Origin of the sequence: Naasia sp. SYSU D00057 (assembly GCF_017916505.1) — a bacterium.
Lineage (GTDB): Bacteria > Actinomycetota > Actinomycetes > Actinomycetales > Microbacteriaceae > Naasia.
This window is the reverse complement of sequence record NZ_JAFMSZ010000001.1, coordinates 648,831-663,644: the sequence shown is the minus strand read 5'-3', so window position 1 is coordinate 663,644 and position 14,814 is coordinate 648,831. Positions and strand designations below refer to the sequence as shown.

Annotated in this window: 16 protein-coding genes; 10 read left to right on the top strand and 6 right to left on the bottom strand. The window is 71.1% G+C overall.

The window, feature by feature from the left end; all coding sequences use genetic code 11:
• Positions 1–57: 57 nt before the first annotated feature.
• The gene (locus J3P36_RS03150) at positions 58–942 is read right to left on the bottom strand and encodes an RNA polymerase sigma-70 factor (RefSeq protein WP_307806929.1); all 885 of its coding nucleotides are present in this window, start codon (positions 940–942) and stop codon (positions 58–60) included.
• Between the two features lie 84 nt (positions 943–1,026).
• On the opposite strand from J3P36_RS03150, the gene J3P36_RS03145 reads away from it, so the two are divergent.
• From J3P36_RS03145 to J3P36_RS03110, 8 genes are all read left to right on the top strand, one after another.
• Positions 1,027–1,791, top strand: coding sequence for an SDR family oxidoreductase (locus J3P36_RS03145; RefSeq protein WP_210505788.1), 765 nt, complete (start codon positions 1,027–1,029; stop codon positions 1,789–1,791).
• 164 nt (positions 1,792–1,955) lie between these two features.
• On the top strand, positions 1,956–2,486 hold the full coding sequence (locus tag J3P36_RS03140; RefSeq protein WP_210505787.1) for a GNAT family N-acetyltransferase: 531 nt from the start codon (positions 1,956–1,958) through the stop codon (positions 2,484–2,486).
• 54 nt (positions 2,487–2,540) lie between these two features.
• Positions 2,541–3,065, top strand: coding sequence for an N-acetyltransferase (locus J3P36_RS03135; protein WP_210505786.1), 525 nt, complete (start codon positions 2,541–2,543; stop codon positions 3,063–3,065).
• 186 nt (positions 3,066–3,251) lie between these two features.
• A complete protein-coding gene (locus J3P36_RS03130) occupies positions 3,252–4,226 on the top strand; it encodes a LacI family DNA-binding transcriptional regulator (RefSeq protein ID WP_210505785.1) in 975 nt (324 codons plus the stop codon).
• Positions 4,227–4,286: 60 nt separating this feature from the next.
• Positions 4,287–5,606 (top strand): ABC transporter substrate-binding protein, encoded by a 1,320-nt coding sequence (locus J3P36_RS03125; RefSeq protein ID WP_210505784.1) that lies wholly within the window; start codon positions 4,287–4,289, stop codon positions 5,604–5,606.
• Between the two features lie 97 nt (positions 5,607–5,703).
• Positions 5,704–6,693 (top strand): carbohydrate ABC transporter permease, encoded by a 990-nt coding sequence (locus J3P36_RS03120; RefSeq protein WP_210505783.1) that lies wholly within the window; start codon positions 5,704–5,706, stop codon positions 6,691–6,693.
• A complete protein-coding gene (locus tag J3P36_RS03115; protein ID WP_210505782.1) occupies positions 6,690–7,580 on the top strand; it encodes a carbohydrate ABC transporter permease in 891 nt (296 codons plus the stop codon). The genes J3P36_RS03120 and J3P36_RS03115 overlap by 4 nt, the downstream gene beginning before the upstream one ends.
• The gene (locus J3P36_RS03110) at positions 7,577–9,193 is read left to right on the top strand and encodes an alpha-amylase family glycosyl hydrolase (protein WP_210505781.1); all 1,617 of its coding nucleotides are present in this window, start codon (positions 7,577–7,579) and stop codon (positions 9,191–9,193) included. The genes J3P36_RS03115 and J3P36_RS03110 overlap by 4 nt, the downstream gene beginning before the upstream one ends.
• A gap of 20 nt (positions 9,194–9,213) precedes the next feature.
• Here the strand turns inward: J3P36_RS03110 and J3P36_RS16180 are convergent, their stop codons facing one another.
• Entirely contained in the window at positions 9,214–9,510 is a 297-nt protein-coding gene (locus J3P36_RS16180) for a hypothetical protein (RefSeq protein ID WP_246854121.1), read from the bottom strand.
• Here J3P36_RS16180 and J3P36_RS03100 point away from each other — a divergent pair.
• A complete protein-coding gene (locus J3P36_RS03100) occupies positions 9,509–9,919 on the top strand; it encodes an EVE domain-containing protein (RefSeq protein WP_210505780.1) in 411 nt (136 codons plus the stop codon). The two genes, J3P36_RS16180 and J3P36_RS03100, sit on opposite strands and share 2 nt — an antisense overlap.
• A 130-nt stretch (positions 9,920–10,049) precedes the next feature.
• Here J3P36_RS03100 and J3P36_RS03095 read toward each other — a convergent pair whose 3' ends face one another.
• A complete protein-coding gene (locus J3P36_RS03095) occupies positions 10,050–11,009 on the bottom strand; it encodes an NYN domain-containing protein (protein WP_210505779.1) in 960 nt (319 codons plus the stop codon).
• A gap of 102 nt (positions 11,010–11,111) precedes the next feature.
• Here J3P36_RS03095 and J3P36_RS03090 point away from each other — a divergent pair, with 102 nt between their 5' ends.
• Entirely contained in the window at positions 11,112–11,603 is a 492-nt protein-coding gene (locus J3P36_RS03090; RefSeq protein ID WP_210505778.1) for a hypothetical protein, read from the top strand.
• 18 nt (positions 11,604–11,621) lie between these two features.
• On the opposite strand, the gene J3P36_RS03085 is transcribed toward J3P36_RS03090, so the two are convergent.
• The 3 genes from J3P36_RS03085 to J3P36_RS03075 form a co-directional block, all read right to left on the bottom strand.
• A complete protein-coding gene (locus J3P36_RS03085) occupies positions 11,622–12,110 on the bottom strand; it encodes a GNAT family N-acetyltransferase (protein ID WP_210505777.1) in 489 nt (162 codons plus the stop codon).
• On the bottom strand, positions 12,103–13,908 hold the full coding sequence (locus tag J3P36_RS03080; RefSeq protein WP_246854120.1) for a long-chain fatty acid--CoA ligase: 1,806 nt from the start codon (positions 13,906–13,908) through the stop codon (positions 12,103–12,105). Before J3P36_RS03080 ends, J3P36_RS03085 begins: the two co-directional genes overlap by 8 nt.
• A gap of 65 nt (positions 13,909–13,973) precedes the next feature.
• Positions 13,974–14,720: a Rho termination factor N-terminal domain-containing protein gene (locus tag J3P36_RS03075; protein WP_210505776.1), complete on the bottom strand. Its 747-nt coding sequence runs from the start codon at positions 14,718–14,720 to the stop codon at positions 13,974–13,976.
• Positions 14,721–14,814 lie beyond the last annotated feature (94 nt).

Below are 14,814 nucleotides of genomic sequence, written 5' to 3'. Positions count from 1 at the left end.
GGTCCTTCCGGTTCGCTGACTGGGACCGGGCTGCGCCGCCTGATGTGACAGCCCTTCTCAGGCGGCCACCGGCGTGAGCCGTGCGAGCTTGTCCGGGTTGATCACGAACATGAGCCGGTCGATGCCCTCGGGCGACGCGTCCATGGTGACGACGCCGCGCACCCTGCCGTCGCGGATCGCAAGCACTGCTGGCTGACCGTTGAGCTCGGCCAGCTCGAAGTCGTCGCCCTGACTGAATTTCTCGAGCACGCCGAGCACGAACCGCGCCACGTGGTCGCGACCCTGCACCGGCTTGCGAGCGGCCTGCACGACGCCGCCGCCGTCGGACATCGACACGACGTCCGCCGTGAGCACCGCCTCCAGCCGCTCGAGGTCGCCGGCGCGTGCCGCCATGAGAAACGCCTCGAACAGCCGCGCGCGCTGGGCGGGGTCGGCGCGGCGACCTCGGTCCTGCTCGAGGCGGGTCCGGGCGCGGCTCGCAAGCTGGCGCGCGTTCGCCTCGCTCACCTCGAGCACCTCGGCGACCTGCCGGAACGGATAGCCGAACGCCTCGTGCAGCACGTAGGCGGCGCGCTCCGCGGGGGAGAGGCGCTCGAGCAGCAGGACGACGGCGAGTTCGAGAGCCTCCCCGCGCTCCGCGCCGAGCGCGGGGTCCTCGGCGGTCGACACCGGCTCCGGCAGCCACGGTCCCACGTACACCTCGCGGCGGGCACGCGCCGAGTCGAGCTCGTTGAGCGCGAGCCGGGTCACCGTTGTCGCGAGGAAGGCGGCCGGCTCGCGGACGGCGTCGCGGTCGGCGCCCTGCCACCGCAGCCACGCGCTCTGCACGACGTCCTCCGCCTCGGCGGCGGTGCCGAGCATGCGGTACGCGATGCCGAACAGGCGCGGGCGCACCTGCTCGAAGGTGCGCTGTCCGGCCTCGTCGATCGCGCTCGTGCTCACCGCGACTCGCCTCCTGTCACGTTCCGGGTCGCTGCCCTGTCCGGATAGACAGGAGCGGACACCGTGCCGCGGGAAAGGATAGCCATGACCACATACCTCGTCGCAGGATCCACCGGACACCTGGGCCGGCCGACCTTCGAGGAGCTCCAGCGGCGGGGACTCGACGTGCGCGGGCTCAGCCGCACAACGGGGCCGGACCGCGTCGCGGCCGACCTGACGACGGGGGCCGGGCTGGCGGAGGCGCTGCGGGGCGTCGACGTGGTGGTCCACACGGCCACGACGGACAGTGGACGGGATCTGGCCATCGCCCGCAGGCTGACCGAGGCCGCCCGCGAGGCGGGGGTGGGGCACTTCGTGCTCATCTCGATCGTCGGGATCGACCGCATCCCGTTCGGCTTCTACCGCCAGCGGCTGGCGATCGAGCGGATCGTGGAGGAATCCGGCCTGCCGCACACCGTCCAGCGTGCGACGCAGTTCCACTCGTTCGTCGATCGCCTCCTGTCGGCTCAGCGGCGGCTGCCGGTCCTGATCGTCCCGTCGGTCCGCCTGCAGCCCATCGCGGAGGAGGACCTCGCCGTGCGGCTCGCCGACCTCGCGACCGCAGCGCCCGTGGGCCGGGCGGCGGACGTCGGCGGCCCCGAGGTGCGCTTCGCACCTGAGCTGGCCGAGCGGTGGCGTGTGGCGACCGGGACGAAGCGGCGGATCGTCCCGCTGCGACTGCCCGGCCGGCTGTTCGCCGCGCTCGATGCGAGCGCCAACCTGGTGCCGGGGGAGCCGTACGGCACCCGCACCTTCGAGGACTACCTCACCCGCGCCTACCGAGCCTCGGCGGCGTCCTCCCGCTCCTGATCCGGGTCGGTGACGAATCAAGGAGAATCGGAGCCGATCGTGGGCGCCCATGGGGATCGGGGCCGTTCAGGATGAATTTCTCCTTGATTTGCTACGCCCAGGCAATAGACGTGGGCGGGCGGGACGGCGTTCCCCTGCCGCACCTCAGCCCGTAGGTTCGCACCATGGCAGTGACGCTGTTCCCCTACACCGGGGACGACTTCCCGCTCCTCGTCGAGCAGAACGCGCCCGAGATGATGACCTACCTCGGCGGCCCGGAGTCGGACGAGGCGCTGCAGCGGCGACACGAGAAGTACCAGCGCCTCATGCGCGAGGGGAAAGCCCGCATGTTCCGCATCGCCTCCCCGGCCGATCCCGCGGTCGGGATCATCGGCTGGTGGCTCTCGGAGTGGCACGACCAGCCGGTGCAGGAGGCGGGCTGGTCGATCCTCACCCGGCATCAGGGGCAGGGCTACGCGACCGACGCGCTCCGCCTGCTGGTGCGTGACGCCGCCGAGCACGGCGACCGCCCGCTGCTCGTCGCCAATCCGCGCGTGGACAACGCCGCGTCCAACGCGATCTGCCAGAGGGTCGGCTTCTCCTTCCGCGGCGAGGAGGACTCCGAGTATCCGCCGGGCCATCGCATCCGAACGAACGTGTGGACGTTCGACCTCGCGGGCTACCGGGAGTCGCTCGCGCTCGGCTACCTCGACTGACCCGCCTCGCCCTGCCGGCCCGCACCACGTCCGCCGTTTCGCTAGCGTCGGGGCATGCTTCGCGTCACCGTCCGGCCGATCGTCGAGGACGACTGGCGCGAGGCCCGGGCGCTGCGCCTGGAGATGCTCGCCGACACTCCGCTCGCCTACCTCGAGACCCTCGAGCAGGCGGAGGCGCATCCCGACGAGTTCTGGCGCGACCGGGCCAGGAAGGGGCTGACGGACACGTCGATCACCGTCGTCGCCATCACCGAGCAGGGCCGATGGGTGGGGTCGATGACCGCGCTCGTGCTCGGCGACGGCGGCGACCCCTGGCTGGTCGCCGTCTACGTCGCGCCACACGCCCGAGGCGCCGATGCCGGGGTGACGGACGCCCTGCTCGCCCGGATCGAGGAGTGGGCGCGGCCGCGGGGGAGCGGACTCCTGCTCGAGGTCAACGAGGAGAACCCGCGCGCGATCGCCGCCTACCGGAAGCGCGGGTTCGTCGAGACGGGCCGGAGCCGGCCCTACCCCCTCGACCCGCGGACGCGGGAGCTGGAGATGCGGAAGCCCCTCACCCCGCCGCAGGCGGAGCAGTGAGCAGCTCGCCCTGACGACGGGTGCTGCCGGGACGAGCACGAGGACGCCCGCTTCCGAGAGCGACACCCCCGTTTAGTAAACGTTTGCGCACGGCGGGAGGCGCTGGCTTACAGTCATTCCGCTTCAGTTACGCAAACGTTTGCAAGGTCCGGTGGCCCCGGGCCGACAGCCCAAAGGGGGGACGCCGTGGCCACCATCCGTGACGTCGCCCGCCGTGCCGGGGTGTCGCCCGCCACAGTCTCCCGCGTGGTCAACGGACTTCCGGGGTTCTCGTCGGCGACGGAGGAGCGCGTCCGCGAGGCGGTGGAGCAGCTGGGCTACGAGCCGGACACCCTCGCCCGTGGGCTGAAGACGATGCAGAGCTCCGTGATGGGCGTCCTGGCCCCGGCCGTCTCCGACGCGCTGGCCTCCGAGGTCATGAGCGGCGTCGAGAGCGCCGCGCGGCAGCAGGGCTACTCCGTCGTCCTCGGCCGCACCGGCGCCGGGTCCGAGTACGCGCTCGGCTACCTGCGCTCGCTCAAGACCTTCCGTGCTGCCGGCGTCGTGCTCATCTCCGCGGCGATCACACCCGAGATGCGTCGTGTCGCCGGGCGCGTGCCGCTCATCTCCGTCGCGATCCGCGACGGCGCGACCTTCCCGAGCCTCGCGATCGACGACGAGAAGGCCGCCTACGACGCCACCGTGCACCTCCTCCGTCTCGGGCACCGCCGCATCGGCCTGCTCGCGGGCGACGTCGGCTCGGTGCTCGTCAACGCCCCTCGCGAGCGCGGCTACCTGAGGGCCATGCGCGAGGCGGGAGCATCCCCGATCCTCGAACGCGGCAACTCGCTCTACGACAGCGCCCCGCCGGCGCTCGGCCGGCTGCTGGAGCGCGACCCCGACCTCACCGCTGTCTTCGCGCTGAGCGACGAGATGGGCGCTGCCGTCGTCAACGAGCTGCAGCGGCGCGGACGACGGGTTCCGGAGGACGTCTCGGTGCTCGGCTTCGACAACACGCGGACGTCGCGGCACGTGCATCCGGCGCTCAGCACGGTGGCGCAGCCCCTCGAGCGGATGGGGGAGCTCGCGGTGCAGAGCCTCCTGGACGGCACCGGCCGGTCGAAGATCCTGCCCCACCGCCTCATCGAGCGCGGCAGTACCTCCCGCCCTCGTCGCGACTGACTCGCGGCGTCCTCCGACTTCCCCGACCCCACCATGCCCACCACCAAGAAAAGAGGAACCATGAGGCAAGGACGCCAGAAGCGCCGACTGATCGTCGGTGCGGCCCTTCTCGCCACCGCCACCATGTCGCTCACCGCCTGCGCGAGCGGCAGCGGCAGCACCGGCGGCGGCAGCACCCCGGCGGCGACCGAGGAGCTGAGCGGTCGCGGACCGATCACCTACGTCAGCAGCCCTGACGCATCGGGGGCCGCTCAGACGTCGGTGGACGCCTGGAACGCCGAGCACCCGGACGAGCAGGTGACGTGGGTCGAGCTGCCGCTCGACGCGGACCAGCAGCGCCAGCAGATGGTGCAGAACGCCCAGATCAAGGGCGACGCCTACACCGTGCTCAATCTGGACGTGGTCTGGACCAGCGAGTTCGCCGCCAACCGGTGGATCGTGCCTCTGCCCGAGGACGCTCTCCCGACCGACGAGCTGATCCCGGCGACGGTCGACGCGGCGACCTACGCGGACCAGCTCTTCGCCGCTCCCTACTACACCGACGGCGCTCTGCTCTACTCGAGGACCGACCTGCTCACCGCGGCCGGCGTCACGGAGGCGCCCGAGACCTGGGCCGACCTGCAGGCCGCCTGCGACAAGGTGCTCGCGCTGCCCGAGGCGGCCGGGATGTCCTGCTACGCCGGGCAGTTCGACAAGAACGAGGGTCTGACCGTCAACTTCAGCGAGGCCGTCGCCTCCGCCGGCGGCTCCCTCTTCACCGAGGACGGGCAGCCCGACGTCGACACCCCGGAGGCGCTCACCGCCCTCGAGTTCCTCGTGGACGGCTTCGACAGCGGCATGATCCCGCAGGACGCCATCACCTTCCAGGAGGAGCAGGGCCGTCAGGCGTTCCAGGAGGGCAAGCTCGTCTTCCTCCGGAACTGGCCGTACATCTTCAACGCGCTGAGCAAGACGGACGGATCCAGCGCCGTCGCCGGCAAGTTCGGCGTCTCGCCGATCCCCGGCGAGGACGGCCCGGGCGTCTCGACCCTCGGCGGTCGCAACATCGCGATCTCGAGCTTCGCCGAGAACAAGGCGACCGCGCTGGAGTTCATCCAGTTCTTTACCGGCCAGGAGCAGGAGGAGTCCCGCCTCGAGCTGAGCTCCCGCGCCCCGGTCTACGGCTCGTTCTTCGAGGACGAGGCAGTGGTGGCGAAGTACCCCTACCTGCCGACGCTCCTCAGCTCGCTCGAGAACGCCGCTCCTCGGCCCAAGGTCGTGCAGTACGGCGAGACCACCGCGGCCATCCAGGACGAGGTGTACTCCGCCATCTCCGGCGACAAGAGCCCCGAGGACGCGCTCGCGGACCTGCAGGCCTCTCTCGAAGAGATCGTCGGCTAGCTGAACACCCGGGTGGCCGCCGTCTTCGGGCGGCGGCCACCGCCCCTACTTCCCAGCTCTCCTTCCGCGACCGGAATCACCCCAGCAAGGACCAACCATGACGGCAGCCCCGATCGTGCCGACGCTCAAGACGCCACGCGGGCGCTCGACGACGCCCAACGAGGGCCGGACCGCGTCCCTCCTGCTCTCGCCCACCTTCCTGGTGCTGGCGCTCGTCATCCTCTATCCGCTGCTCTCGGCCGTCTATCAGTCGCTCTTCAGCGCGGAGTCGGGCCTCGACGAGCAGGGTTTCGTCGTCGAAGGCGACGTCTTCGTCGGGCTCCGCAACTACCTCGACATCTTCGCCGGCTCTGAATCCGGCCGGTTCTACAACGCCCTGTGGAACACGAGCTTCTTCACCTTCGTCTCGGTGGCGCTCGAGACGGTCATCGGCGTCGCCTTCGCCGTCGCCATGAACCGCGCGTTCCGCGGCCGCGGTTTCCTGCGCGCCGCCGTGCTCGTCCCCTGGGCGATCCCGACCGCCGTGTCCGGCCTGCTCTGGCGCTGGGTCTTCCAGTCGAACGGGATCGTCAACACGCTCACCGGCACCCAGGTGCTGTGGACGGCGGAGGGCTTCGCATCCCAGGTGGCGGTCATCACCGCCGAGGTCTGGAAGACCGCCCCGTTCATCGGCCTGCTCGTGCTCGCCGGCATGCAGATCATCCCCGAGGAGGTCTACGAGGCCGCGAAGCTCGACGGCGCGAATGCCTGGAAGCAGTTCTGGTCGATCACGCTGCCGATGGTGCGTCCCGCGCTGCTCGTCGCTGTGCTCTTCCGAATGCTCGACTCCCTGCGGATGTTCGACCTCCCGTTCGTGCTCATCGGTCCCCGCAAGGAGTCGGTGGAGACGCTGTCGATCCTCGCCTGGGAATCGTCCAATCAGCTCGAGTACGGAACCGCCTCCGCGTTCTCGATCATCCTGCTGCTCTACGTGGCGGCGATCGCGTTCGTGTTCATCAAGCTCCTCGGCGCCGACGTGGTCGGCAGCGGCGCGGAGCGCAAGCAGCGGAAGGCCCGACCGGCCGCCGCGAAGGGAGTCTCCCGATGACGGCCACGTCAGTAGCCGCTCGCCCGGCGGTCGCGGCGCCCCGGACCGCGCGTCCACGACGCCGCAGCCGGCTCGGGCCGATCGGCCGTGTACTCGCGATCATCGTGATCGCGCTCTACTGCCTCGCGCCCTTCTACTGGATGATCGTCTCCAGTCTCCGCCGCACGAGCGACATCTTCGACAACTCGCTGCTGCCGACGACCTGGTCGCTCGAGTCCTACGCCCAGGTCTTCTCCGGCTCGTCGAACTTCGGCCGGGCCCTGCTCAACAGCCTCATCGTGGCGACGACCACGACCACGCTGGCTCTCGCGCTCGGCATCTTCGCCGCCTACGCGATCTCCCGGCTCAACTTCCGGTTCAAGTCCGCGATCCTCGCCATCGTCATCGCCACCTCGATGTTCCCCGGGATCTCGGTGGTCGTGCCGCTGCTCCGGCTGTTCTCGGACATCGGCTGGATCAACACCTACCAGGCGATGATCGTGCCGAGCCTGTCCTTCGCCATCCCGCTCGCGGTGTGGAACCTCACGACGTTCATGAAGCAGCTGCCGTACGACCTGGAGGAGGCGGCGATGATCGACGGCGCCACCAAGTGGCAGGCGTTCCGGAAGATCCTGCTGCCGCTCGCCGCCCCGGGGGTGTTCACGACCGCGATCCTGACCTTCATCCACAGCTGGAACGAGTTCATCATCGCGCTGTCGATGGTCAACGACCCGGCCGTCCAGACGGCGACGGTGGCGATCTCGAAGTTCACCGGCGCGAGCGAGTTCGAAGCTCCTTACGGGCAGCAGATGGCGGCCGGCGTGATCGTCACGATCCCTCTCGTCATCGTGATCCTGTTCTTCCAGCGCCGGATCGTGGAGGGGCTCACCTCCGGGGCGACCAAGTGAGCTCGGACGGCGCCTGGTGGACCAGCTCCGTCATCTACGAGGTGTATCCGCGGTCGTTCGCGGACTCGAGCGGCAACGGCGTCGGTGACCTGCGCGGCATCGTCGAGCGGATGCCGTACATCGCGTCGCTGGGCGTGGACGGCATCTGGCTGACGCCCTTCCAGGTCTCGCCCCAGGTCGACCAGGGCTACGACATCGCCGACTACTGCGACGTCGACCCCATGTTCGGCACCCTCGCGGACTTCGACGAGCTGCTGGCTGCGGCGCACGCGTCCGGAGTGAAGGTGCTCATCGACCTCGTGCCGAACCACACGTCGATCGAGCACCCGCTGTTCCGCAAGGCGGTGGCGGAGGGCCCCGGCTCCGATGCATGGGATCTGTTCCACTTCGCGGAGGGCGGAGCCGACGGAGGCCCGCCCAACAACTGGATCAGTGTGTTCGGCGGACCGGCCTGGAGCCGAGTGCCGGGGTCTCGGGAGCTGTGGTACCTCCACCTGTTCTCGCCGGCGCAGCCGGACTGGAACTGGCGGAACCCGGCGGTCGGCGACTATTTCGAGGGCGTCCTCCGGTTCTGGTTCGAGCGCGGCGCGGACGGTGTCCGCATCGATGTGGCCCACGGCCTCTACAAGGCGGAAGGCCTCCCGGACTCGCCCGTTGTGCCGACGGTCATCGACGGGCTGCGCAGCAATCCCCTCGTCATGGACCAGGAGCCCGTCCACGACGTGTACCGGCGGTGGCGGCGGATCGCCGAGGAGTACGACCCGCCGCGGCTGCTCGTCGGCGAGGTGAACCTCGAGCCCGAGAGGGCAGGCCGGTACACCCGGCCCGATGAGATGCACCAGACGTTCGCGTTCGCCTTCGTCCGCCTCGGCTGGCAGCCGGAGGAGTGGGTCCGGGTCGGCCGGGAGCTCGAGAGCGTGCGCCGCACCTACGGCTCGTCCCCGACCTGGGCACTCGAGAACCACGACCTGGTCCGCTCCGCTTCTCGTTTCGGCGGGGGCGAGCGGGGTGTCGCACGTGCCCGAGCAGGCCTCGTCGCGCTGCTCGGCTTCCCCGGAGGCGCCTACGTGTTCCAGGGGCAGGAGCTTGCGCTCCCCGAGGTGGATGTGCCGGTCTCGGAGCGCCTCGATCCGATGTGGTTCCGCGGTGGAGTGTCCCGCGACGGTGTCCGGGTGCCCCTGCCGTGGACGTCGCGCGCGGAGGGGGCTCACGGCTTCTCCCCGGCTGAGGTCGCAGCGCCGCCGTGGCTGCCGCAGCCCGAGGGCTGGGGGGAGCACGCCGTCGAGGCCCAGGACAGCGCATCCGACTCGACGCTCGCCCTGTTCCGCCGAGCGACACGCATCCGCCGTGCTCTGCTCGCGGCGGGAGCGTTCGTGGCCGATGAGGCGGCGACGTGGGATCTCCGCGAGGACGGCCTTCTGCTCTGCGAGCGGGACGGGGGAGCGGTCGTCGCGGTGGCGATGGGGGAGCGCCCCGTTCCGCTGCCGGACGGGAAGGTCGTGCTCGCCTCCGCACCGCTCGACGGCCGGATGCTGCCGCCGGATGCAGCCGCCTGGCTGGTCGGCGGCGACGTGCACGCCCGTCTGGTCACCTCGGGGCTGCTGCCGGAGTAGGGCCGGCGCCGGAGGTCGTCTCACAGCCGATCGAGCTCGTCCTCGGGGCGGGGGATGAGCGGCGTCGCCGCGACGGGCGCGAGCGCCACGACGGCGAACGCGAGCGGATAGCCGACGAGGCCGATGAGCGCGCCGACGACCGGCCCGACGGCGGCGCCGGCGAGTACTGCCCGGTGTCCTGCACTCCGCGGGTAGGGCCCGCAACCTCCCCAGCTGCCCGATTCGGGCCCCGCACTCCGCCGGCATCCCGGCGCGGCGCGCGGGAATCCCCCCGGCGCGGGTCGATCCTGGCCGCGTGACGGCGAGGAAGCGGACATGACCGGCTGGCTCGGAGTGGTGTCCGCCGAGCACGTGCGCCGGGGCGTCGGTCTCGGCATCGCTCAGATCGGACACGGCCGGCGCGCGGGGCTCGCGCACCTGCGCCGGGGCGACACCCTCATCTACTACTCGCCGGTGGAGAGCCTCGGCGACAAGGTGCCGCTGCGCCGGTTCACCGCGCTCGGCACGGTCGCGGACGAGGAGATCTGGCAGGCGGACGAGGGCGACTTCCGCCCCTACCGCCGCCGCATGGACTACGCCGACGTCACACCGGTGCCTCTGGCGGATGTGAAGGACCGCCTCCGCCTGACGGCGTCGCCGAACTGGGGCTACCAGCTGCGCCGCGGCCTGCTGCCGCTCGACGACGAAGACGTCGCCGTGCTCTCGGCCGCTCTGCGGGCGTCCTGACCACATTCCTCAGCAGGACTATCTGCACTCAGCAGGCCTTTTCGGCGCCGGATGTCCTGCTGAGGGCAGAAAGTCCTGCTGAGGGCAGAAAGTCCTGCTGACGGCAGGAGGGCGTCCGGCGGCGGCCGCCTCAGCGGAGCTTGACGAGGCGCTCGTTGCCCGCGGTCTTCACCTGGACGAGGCTGTTGCGCGACTTCACGAAGTCGGTGAACGTCTTGTAGCCGAGGGTGCGCTCGTTGAACGACGGGTCGAGGCGCCGGATCTGCGACTTGACGGAGGCGGCGTTGCGCCACTCCTCGTCGTCCTTCGCCGCGAGCAGCTCGAGAGCGCGAACGAGGAGGCGCGTCGCCGCGCGCTCCGACATGGCGGGGGCGGGCGCCGTCTCCTCCGCCTCGACGTTCTCCGCGGGGATCTCGGCGGGCGGCAGGAAGGCCGGCACACCGGGACCCGAGAAGACAGGGGCGGGGCGCTCGACGACCGCGGCCACCGGGGCCTCGTCCTCGGGGTCCTCCCGCTCGGGCTCGCCGCCCGCGCCGGGGATGGCGTCGTACATTTGGAACTCGTCGCACGCCGCGATGAGCGCCGGACTGGTCCGGCCGGAGACGCCGATGCCGACCACGAAGCGGGCGAGGCGCTTGCAGCGCTGCGCGAGGGCGATGTAGTCGGAGTCGCCGGCCACGATCACGACGTGGGTCAGGTCGGGCAGGCGGAACAGGTCCTCGAGCACGTCCACGGAGAGCCGGATGTCGGCGCCGTTCTTGAACGCCTTGGTGACGGGGAACAGCTGGGTGAGGTCGACCGCCCGGTTGACGAGCTGCTTCCGGTAGGCGGCGTTGACCGGGATCGACCAGTCCGCGTACGCGCGGCTGAGCGCGACGGTGCCGAAGGACGACGCATAGTCGAGGATCGCGCCGATGTCGATCTCCGCCTCGGCGAGCTTCCGGGCGACCGTCTCCCCGCGCTTGTCGGGCTCGACCCGGCGGGCGTTGTCGTTGCGCCAGGCGCCGTTGCCGTTCAGCTGGTCGTAGCGGGAGATGACGATGTTGTCGAAGTCGATGTAGACCGCGACGCGGCCCTCCTGGTCTGCCATTGCGGTCCTGCTCACTCTCGTGGCCGGAGAATCGGCCGTTTCCCACGGTAGTCGCGTAATCGATGCGACACTGGGCGCTGACCCGCCTGACGGAGGAGAGACATGGACGGCGAACCGGACGAGCTGGCCCGCCGCGACGACGTGGACGAGGAGTTCCGGCCACGGCAGCGTCGGTGGGTCCGGCCCATCGCATGGGTCGCGGTGCTCGCGCTCGTGCTGGGCGCCGGCTTCTCGTCAGCGCTCGCGCTGCTCGGCGGTCAGGCGCGGCAGGCCCCCGAGGATCCGGCGACGATCGTGTCGTCGGTGATCGAGGAGCGCGGTATAGGCTCCGGCACCGTCGCGATCCAGGCACCGCCCGAGGAGGCGACGGCCCTCGCCGTCCGCTTCACCTGCCTCAGCCCGGGTGAGTTCGCCTGGGGCACCGACCCGGTCGAGAACCCGCGCTCCAGCTGCACCGAGGCCGGGGTCGGCTCCGAGGTCTGGAACGAGTTCGCCCTGCCCGACCTGCCGCAGCTCTACATCACGGCCGACCAGGACGCGGAGTGGGCCATCGAGGTGGTGTACATCAGCAGGACCCCCGCCGAGAGCGCCTGAATCCGGCGCGCCGCCGCTTCAGGAGGGAAAGACCTTCTCGAAGCAGAGCGAGTGCGGCATCGTCTCGACGTACGGCTCGTACACCGGGATGGGGGAGTAGCCGAGCCGCCGGTACATGGCGACCGCCTCCGGCTGCTTCTCACCCGTCTGCAGGATGACGCGGTGGGCGCCGCCGTCGCGTGCGATCCGCTCCGCCTCCTCGAGGAGGGTGCGGCCGATGCCGAGGCGCCGGGCGCCCTCGGTCACGATGAGGCGCTTCACCTCCCAGTCGTCGTGGAGGCGGCGAAGGGCGATGTGGCCGGCGGCGGTCCCGTCGGGCAGCACAGCGAGGAGGGTCGCACGCACCCGGTCGGGGTCCACGGCGAGTGCCTGCGACCGCTTCTCGCTCAGCTCGGCGGGCTCGTCGTGCAGGCCGTAGCGGTCCGCCATGTCCCGGCCCATCAGCCGCCGCAGCGCGACCGCCCGCTCGTCGTCCCAGGGAACCCGCTCCATCTGGAACTCAGCCATAGATGCCGTCGACCTGCTTCGCGAAGTGCTCGAGCACGATCTTCCGCCGCACCTTGAGCGACGCCGACAGCTCGCCCTGCTCCTCGGTCAGCTCCCGGGGTAGGACCGCGTAGCTGCGGATCGACTCCGCCCGCGACACCGACTCGTTCGCCGCCGACACCGCCTTGTCGAGCTCGCCGCGCACGATCGGATGCTCCGCCGCCTCGGCGACCGTCAGCTCCGGCAGCCCTCTGCTCTTCAGCCAGCCCGGCAGCATCGCGGGGTCGAGGGCGATGAGCGCGGCGATGAACGGCTTGTCGTCGCCGATCACGACGACCTCGGAGATGATCGGATGCGCCCGCAGCGCGTTCTCCAGCGCGGCCGGCTGCACGTTCTTGCCGCCGGCGGTGACGATGATCTCCTTCTTGCGGCCGGTGATGTGCAGGTAGCCGTCCTCGTCGAGGCGGCCGTAGTCGCCGGTGAGGAACCACCCGTCGCGGAACGCGGCCGCGGTGCCATCGGGATCGTTCCGGTAGGCGCGGAACACGTTCGGCCCCTGCACGAGGATCTCGCCGTCCTCCGCGATGCGGACCCCGGTGCCGGGGTACGGGGCGCCGACACTTCCGATCTTGATGAGGCCGGGGCGGTTGACCGCGGTCGGCGCGGCCAGCTCGGTGAGGCCGTAGCCCTCCATGACGGTCATGCCGAGACCGCGGTAGAAGTGGCCGAGCCAGACCGCGAGGGGCGCGCCGCCCGAGATCGCGTACGTCGCCTGGCCGCCCATGACGGCGCGGATGCGCTGGAGCACGAGGCGGTCGGCGAGCGCGTGCCTGGCCTTGAGCACCGCGGACGGGCCACCGGTGTCGAGGGAGCGGGAGTACGCCTGCGACACCTTCGCCGCCCAGCGGAACAGCGTCAGCTTCGCGCCGCCGCCGGTGAGCAGCTCGGCCGAGTTGTAGAGCGTCTCGAACACGCGCGGCACGGCGAGCAGCCAGGTCGGGCGGAACGCCTGCAGGTCGCCGACCAGGGTCTTCGTGCTCGGCGCATAGCCGAGCACGGTGCCCGAGTAGACGCACAGCAGTGCGATGAACCGGCCGAAGACGTGGGAGAGGGGCAGGAACAGCAGCGTCCGCGTCTCCGGTCCCGACACGACGGGACCGAGATTGGGGTCGTCGGCACCGTTCACGATGTGCACGAGGAAGTTGCCGTGCGTCAGCTCGACGCCCTTCGGCCGTCCCGTCGTCCCGGACGTGTAGACGATCGTCGCGAGCGTCTCGAGGTGGGCGGCGGATGCCCGCTCCTTGACCTCGGCGGTGGACACGTGCTGGCCGGCGGCCCGCAGCTCGTCCAGCCCGCCGTCGTCGATCACGAGGACCCGCTGCAGCTCGCCCTCACCGATGAGGGCGCCGACCGTCGCGCCCATCGCGGGCGTCTCGGCGAGAACGATCCGGACCCCGGAGTCGGCGACGATCCACCGCACCTGCTCGGCGGAGGAGGTCTGGTAGATGGGCACCGAGACTCCGCCCGCGTACAGGATGGCGAAGTCGGCGACCGACCACTCGTAGCGGGTGCCGGCCATGATGCCCACCCGGTCGCCCGGCTGGACGCCGAGCGCGATCAGTCCGCGGGCAGCGGCGACGACGTCGCGGAGGAACTGCCCGACCGTCACCGGCTCGAAGGTGCCGTCCTCGGTCCGGCGCTCCGCGTAGACGCCGTCCGGGTCGCGCGTCGACCGGTCGAACAGCATGCGGCAGAGCGACATGTCGGGTGTGGTCGTGCCGTGGGCGGGCGTCCATGCCTCGCGCGGTTCCTGAGCCATCGTGAAAACCCTAGACCGCAGGGGAGCGCCGTTCGCGCCGGGACGGGGGCGCCGCCCTCGGCGCCTCAGCGCGTCAGCGCCTCGATGAGCTGCTGCTTCGTCTTGGAGGAGTAGCCGGAGATGCCGCGCTGCTTCGCGAGCGCCCGCAGCTGTGCCGTCGTCCACGCGGCGCTCGGTCTGCCGTCCGAGTCCGGCGCGGGCAGAGGAGGCGTCAGGGCCTCGGACGGGGTCGCGGCGGCCTGGCCGTCGCTGGGCGTCTCGGCCTGTCCGTTCCCCGCGCTGGAGGCAGCGGATGCCCGGCCGTTCCGGGCGTCGGAAGCGGCCGACGGCTGATCGCTCCCGGTCGTGTCCGTCGTTTCGTCGTCGACGGCCTCCGCGGTCGAGGCGGCCTCGTTCCCGTGGTCGACGGGGGCTTCGGTGGCCGCAGCCGCCTCGTCGCCGTTGCCGTTGCCGTCGGAGGCGGCCCGCCCGACATAGTCGGGGCCGGCCGCCGGCTCGGCGTCGGCGGGTACATCCGCCAGGGTGGTCACGGCAGGCGGCGCGACGTCGGTGAGCGGGGCCGTCTCGGCTGCCCCGCTGTAGCGGCTGCGGGCCTCCTCGGCTGCCGCGCTCGCCTTCTCCGCCCGCTTCTGGGCCTTGCGAATCGCCTGGCGGGCGTCCTCGATGCGGGCCTCCGCCTTGCGGCGCACCTTCTCGAGCCGGTCGGTGAGCTCCTGCGCCTTCCGCTCGGCCTTCGCGACGAGGCCCTTGCCCGGGCCCTTCCCCTTCGAGCTCTTCGAGCTCTTCGTGCTCTTCTGCTTCTTCTTCGTCATCCGGGTCTCCTCGCTGAGGCGGCTCATTCTGGCGCATCGTCGTGAACGCGCAAGAGTCGCCGGGTCGGCGCCGGGCCTGCAGAGAGCGCGGGTG

Coding starts and splice junctions, on each gene's coding strand:
- J3P36_RS03090 (WP_210505778.1), top strand. CDS start 11,112: ATGGACGGCGAACCGGACGAGCTGGCCCGCCGCGACGACGTGGACGAG.
- J3P36_RS03145 (WP_210505788.1), top strand. CDS start 1,027: ATGACCACATACCTCGTCGCAGGATCCACCGGACACCTGGGCCGGCCG.
- J3P36_RS03100 (WP_210505780.1), top strand. CDS start 9,509: ATGACCGGCTGGCTCGGAGTGGTGTCCGCCGAGCACGTGCGCCGGGGC.
- J3P36_RS03115 (WP_210505782.1), top strand. CDS start 6,690: ATGACGGCCACGTCAGTAGCCGCTCGCCCGGCGGTCGCGGCGCCCCGG.
- J3P36_RS03125 (WP_210505784.1), top strand. CDS start 4,287: ATGAGGCAAGGACGCCAGAAGCGCCGACTGATCGTCGGTGCGGCCCTT.
- J3P36_RS03120 (WP_210505783.1), top strand. CDS start 5,704: ATGACGGCAGCCCCGATCGTGCCGACGCTCAAGACGCCACGCGGGCGC.
- J3P36_RS03135 (WP_210505786.1), top strand. CDS start 2,541: ATGCTTCGCGTCACCGTCCGGCCGATCGTCGAGGACGACTGGCGCGAG.
- J3P36_RS16180 (WP_246854121.1), bottom strand. CDS start 9,510: ATGTCCGCTTCCTCGCCGTCACGCGGCCAGGATCGACCCGCGCCGGGG.
- J3P36_RS03140 (WP_210505787.1), top strand. CDS start 1,956: ATGGCAGTGACGCTGTTCCCCTACACCGGGGACGACTTCCCGCTCCTC.
- J3P36_RS03085 (WP_210505777.1), bottom strand. CDS start 12,110: ATGGCTGAGTTCCAGATGGAGCGGGTTCCCTGGGACGACGAGCGGGCG.
- J3P36_RS03080 (WP_246854120.1), bottom strand. CDS start 13,908: ATGGCTCAGGAACCGCGCGAGGCATGGACGCCCGCCCACGGCACGACC.
- J3P36_RS03075 (WP_210505776.1), bottom strand. CDS start 14,720: ATGACGAAGAAGAAGCAGAAGAGCACGAAGAGCTCGAAGAGCTCGAAG.
- J3P36_RS03095 (WP_210505779.1), bottom strand. CDS start 11,009: ATGGCAGACCAGGAGGGCCGCGTCGCGGTCTACATCGACTTCGACAAC.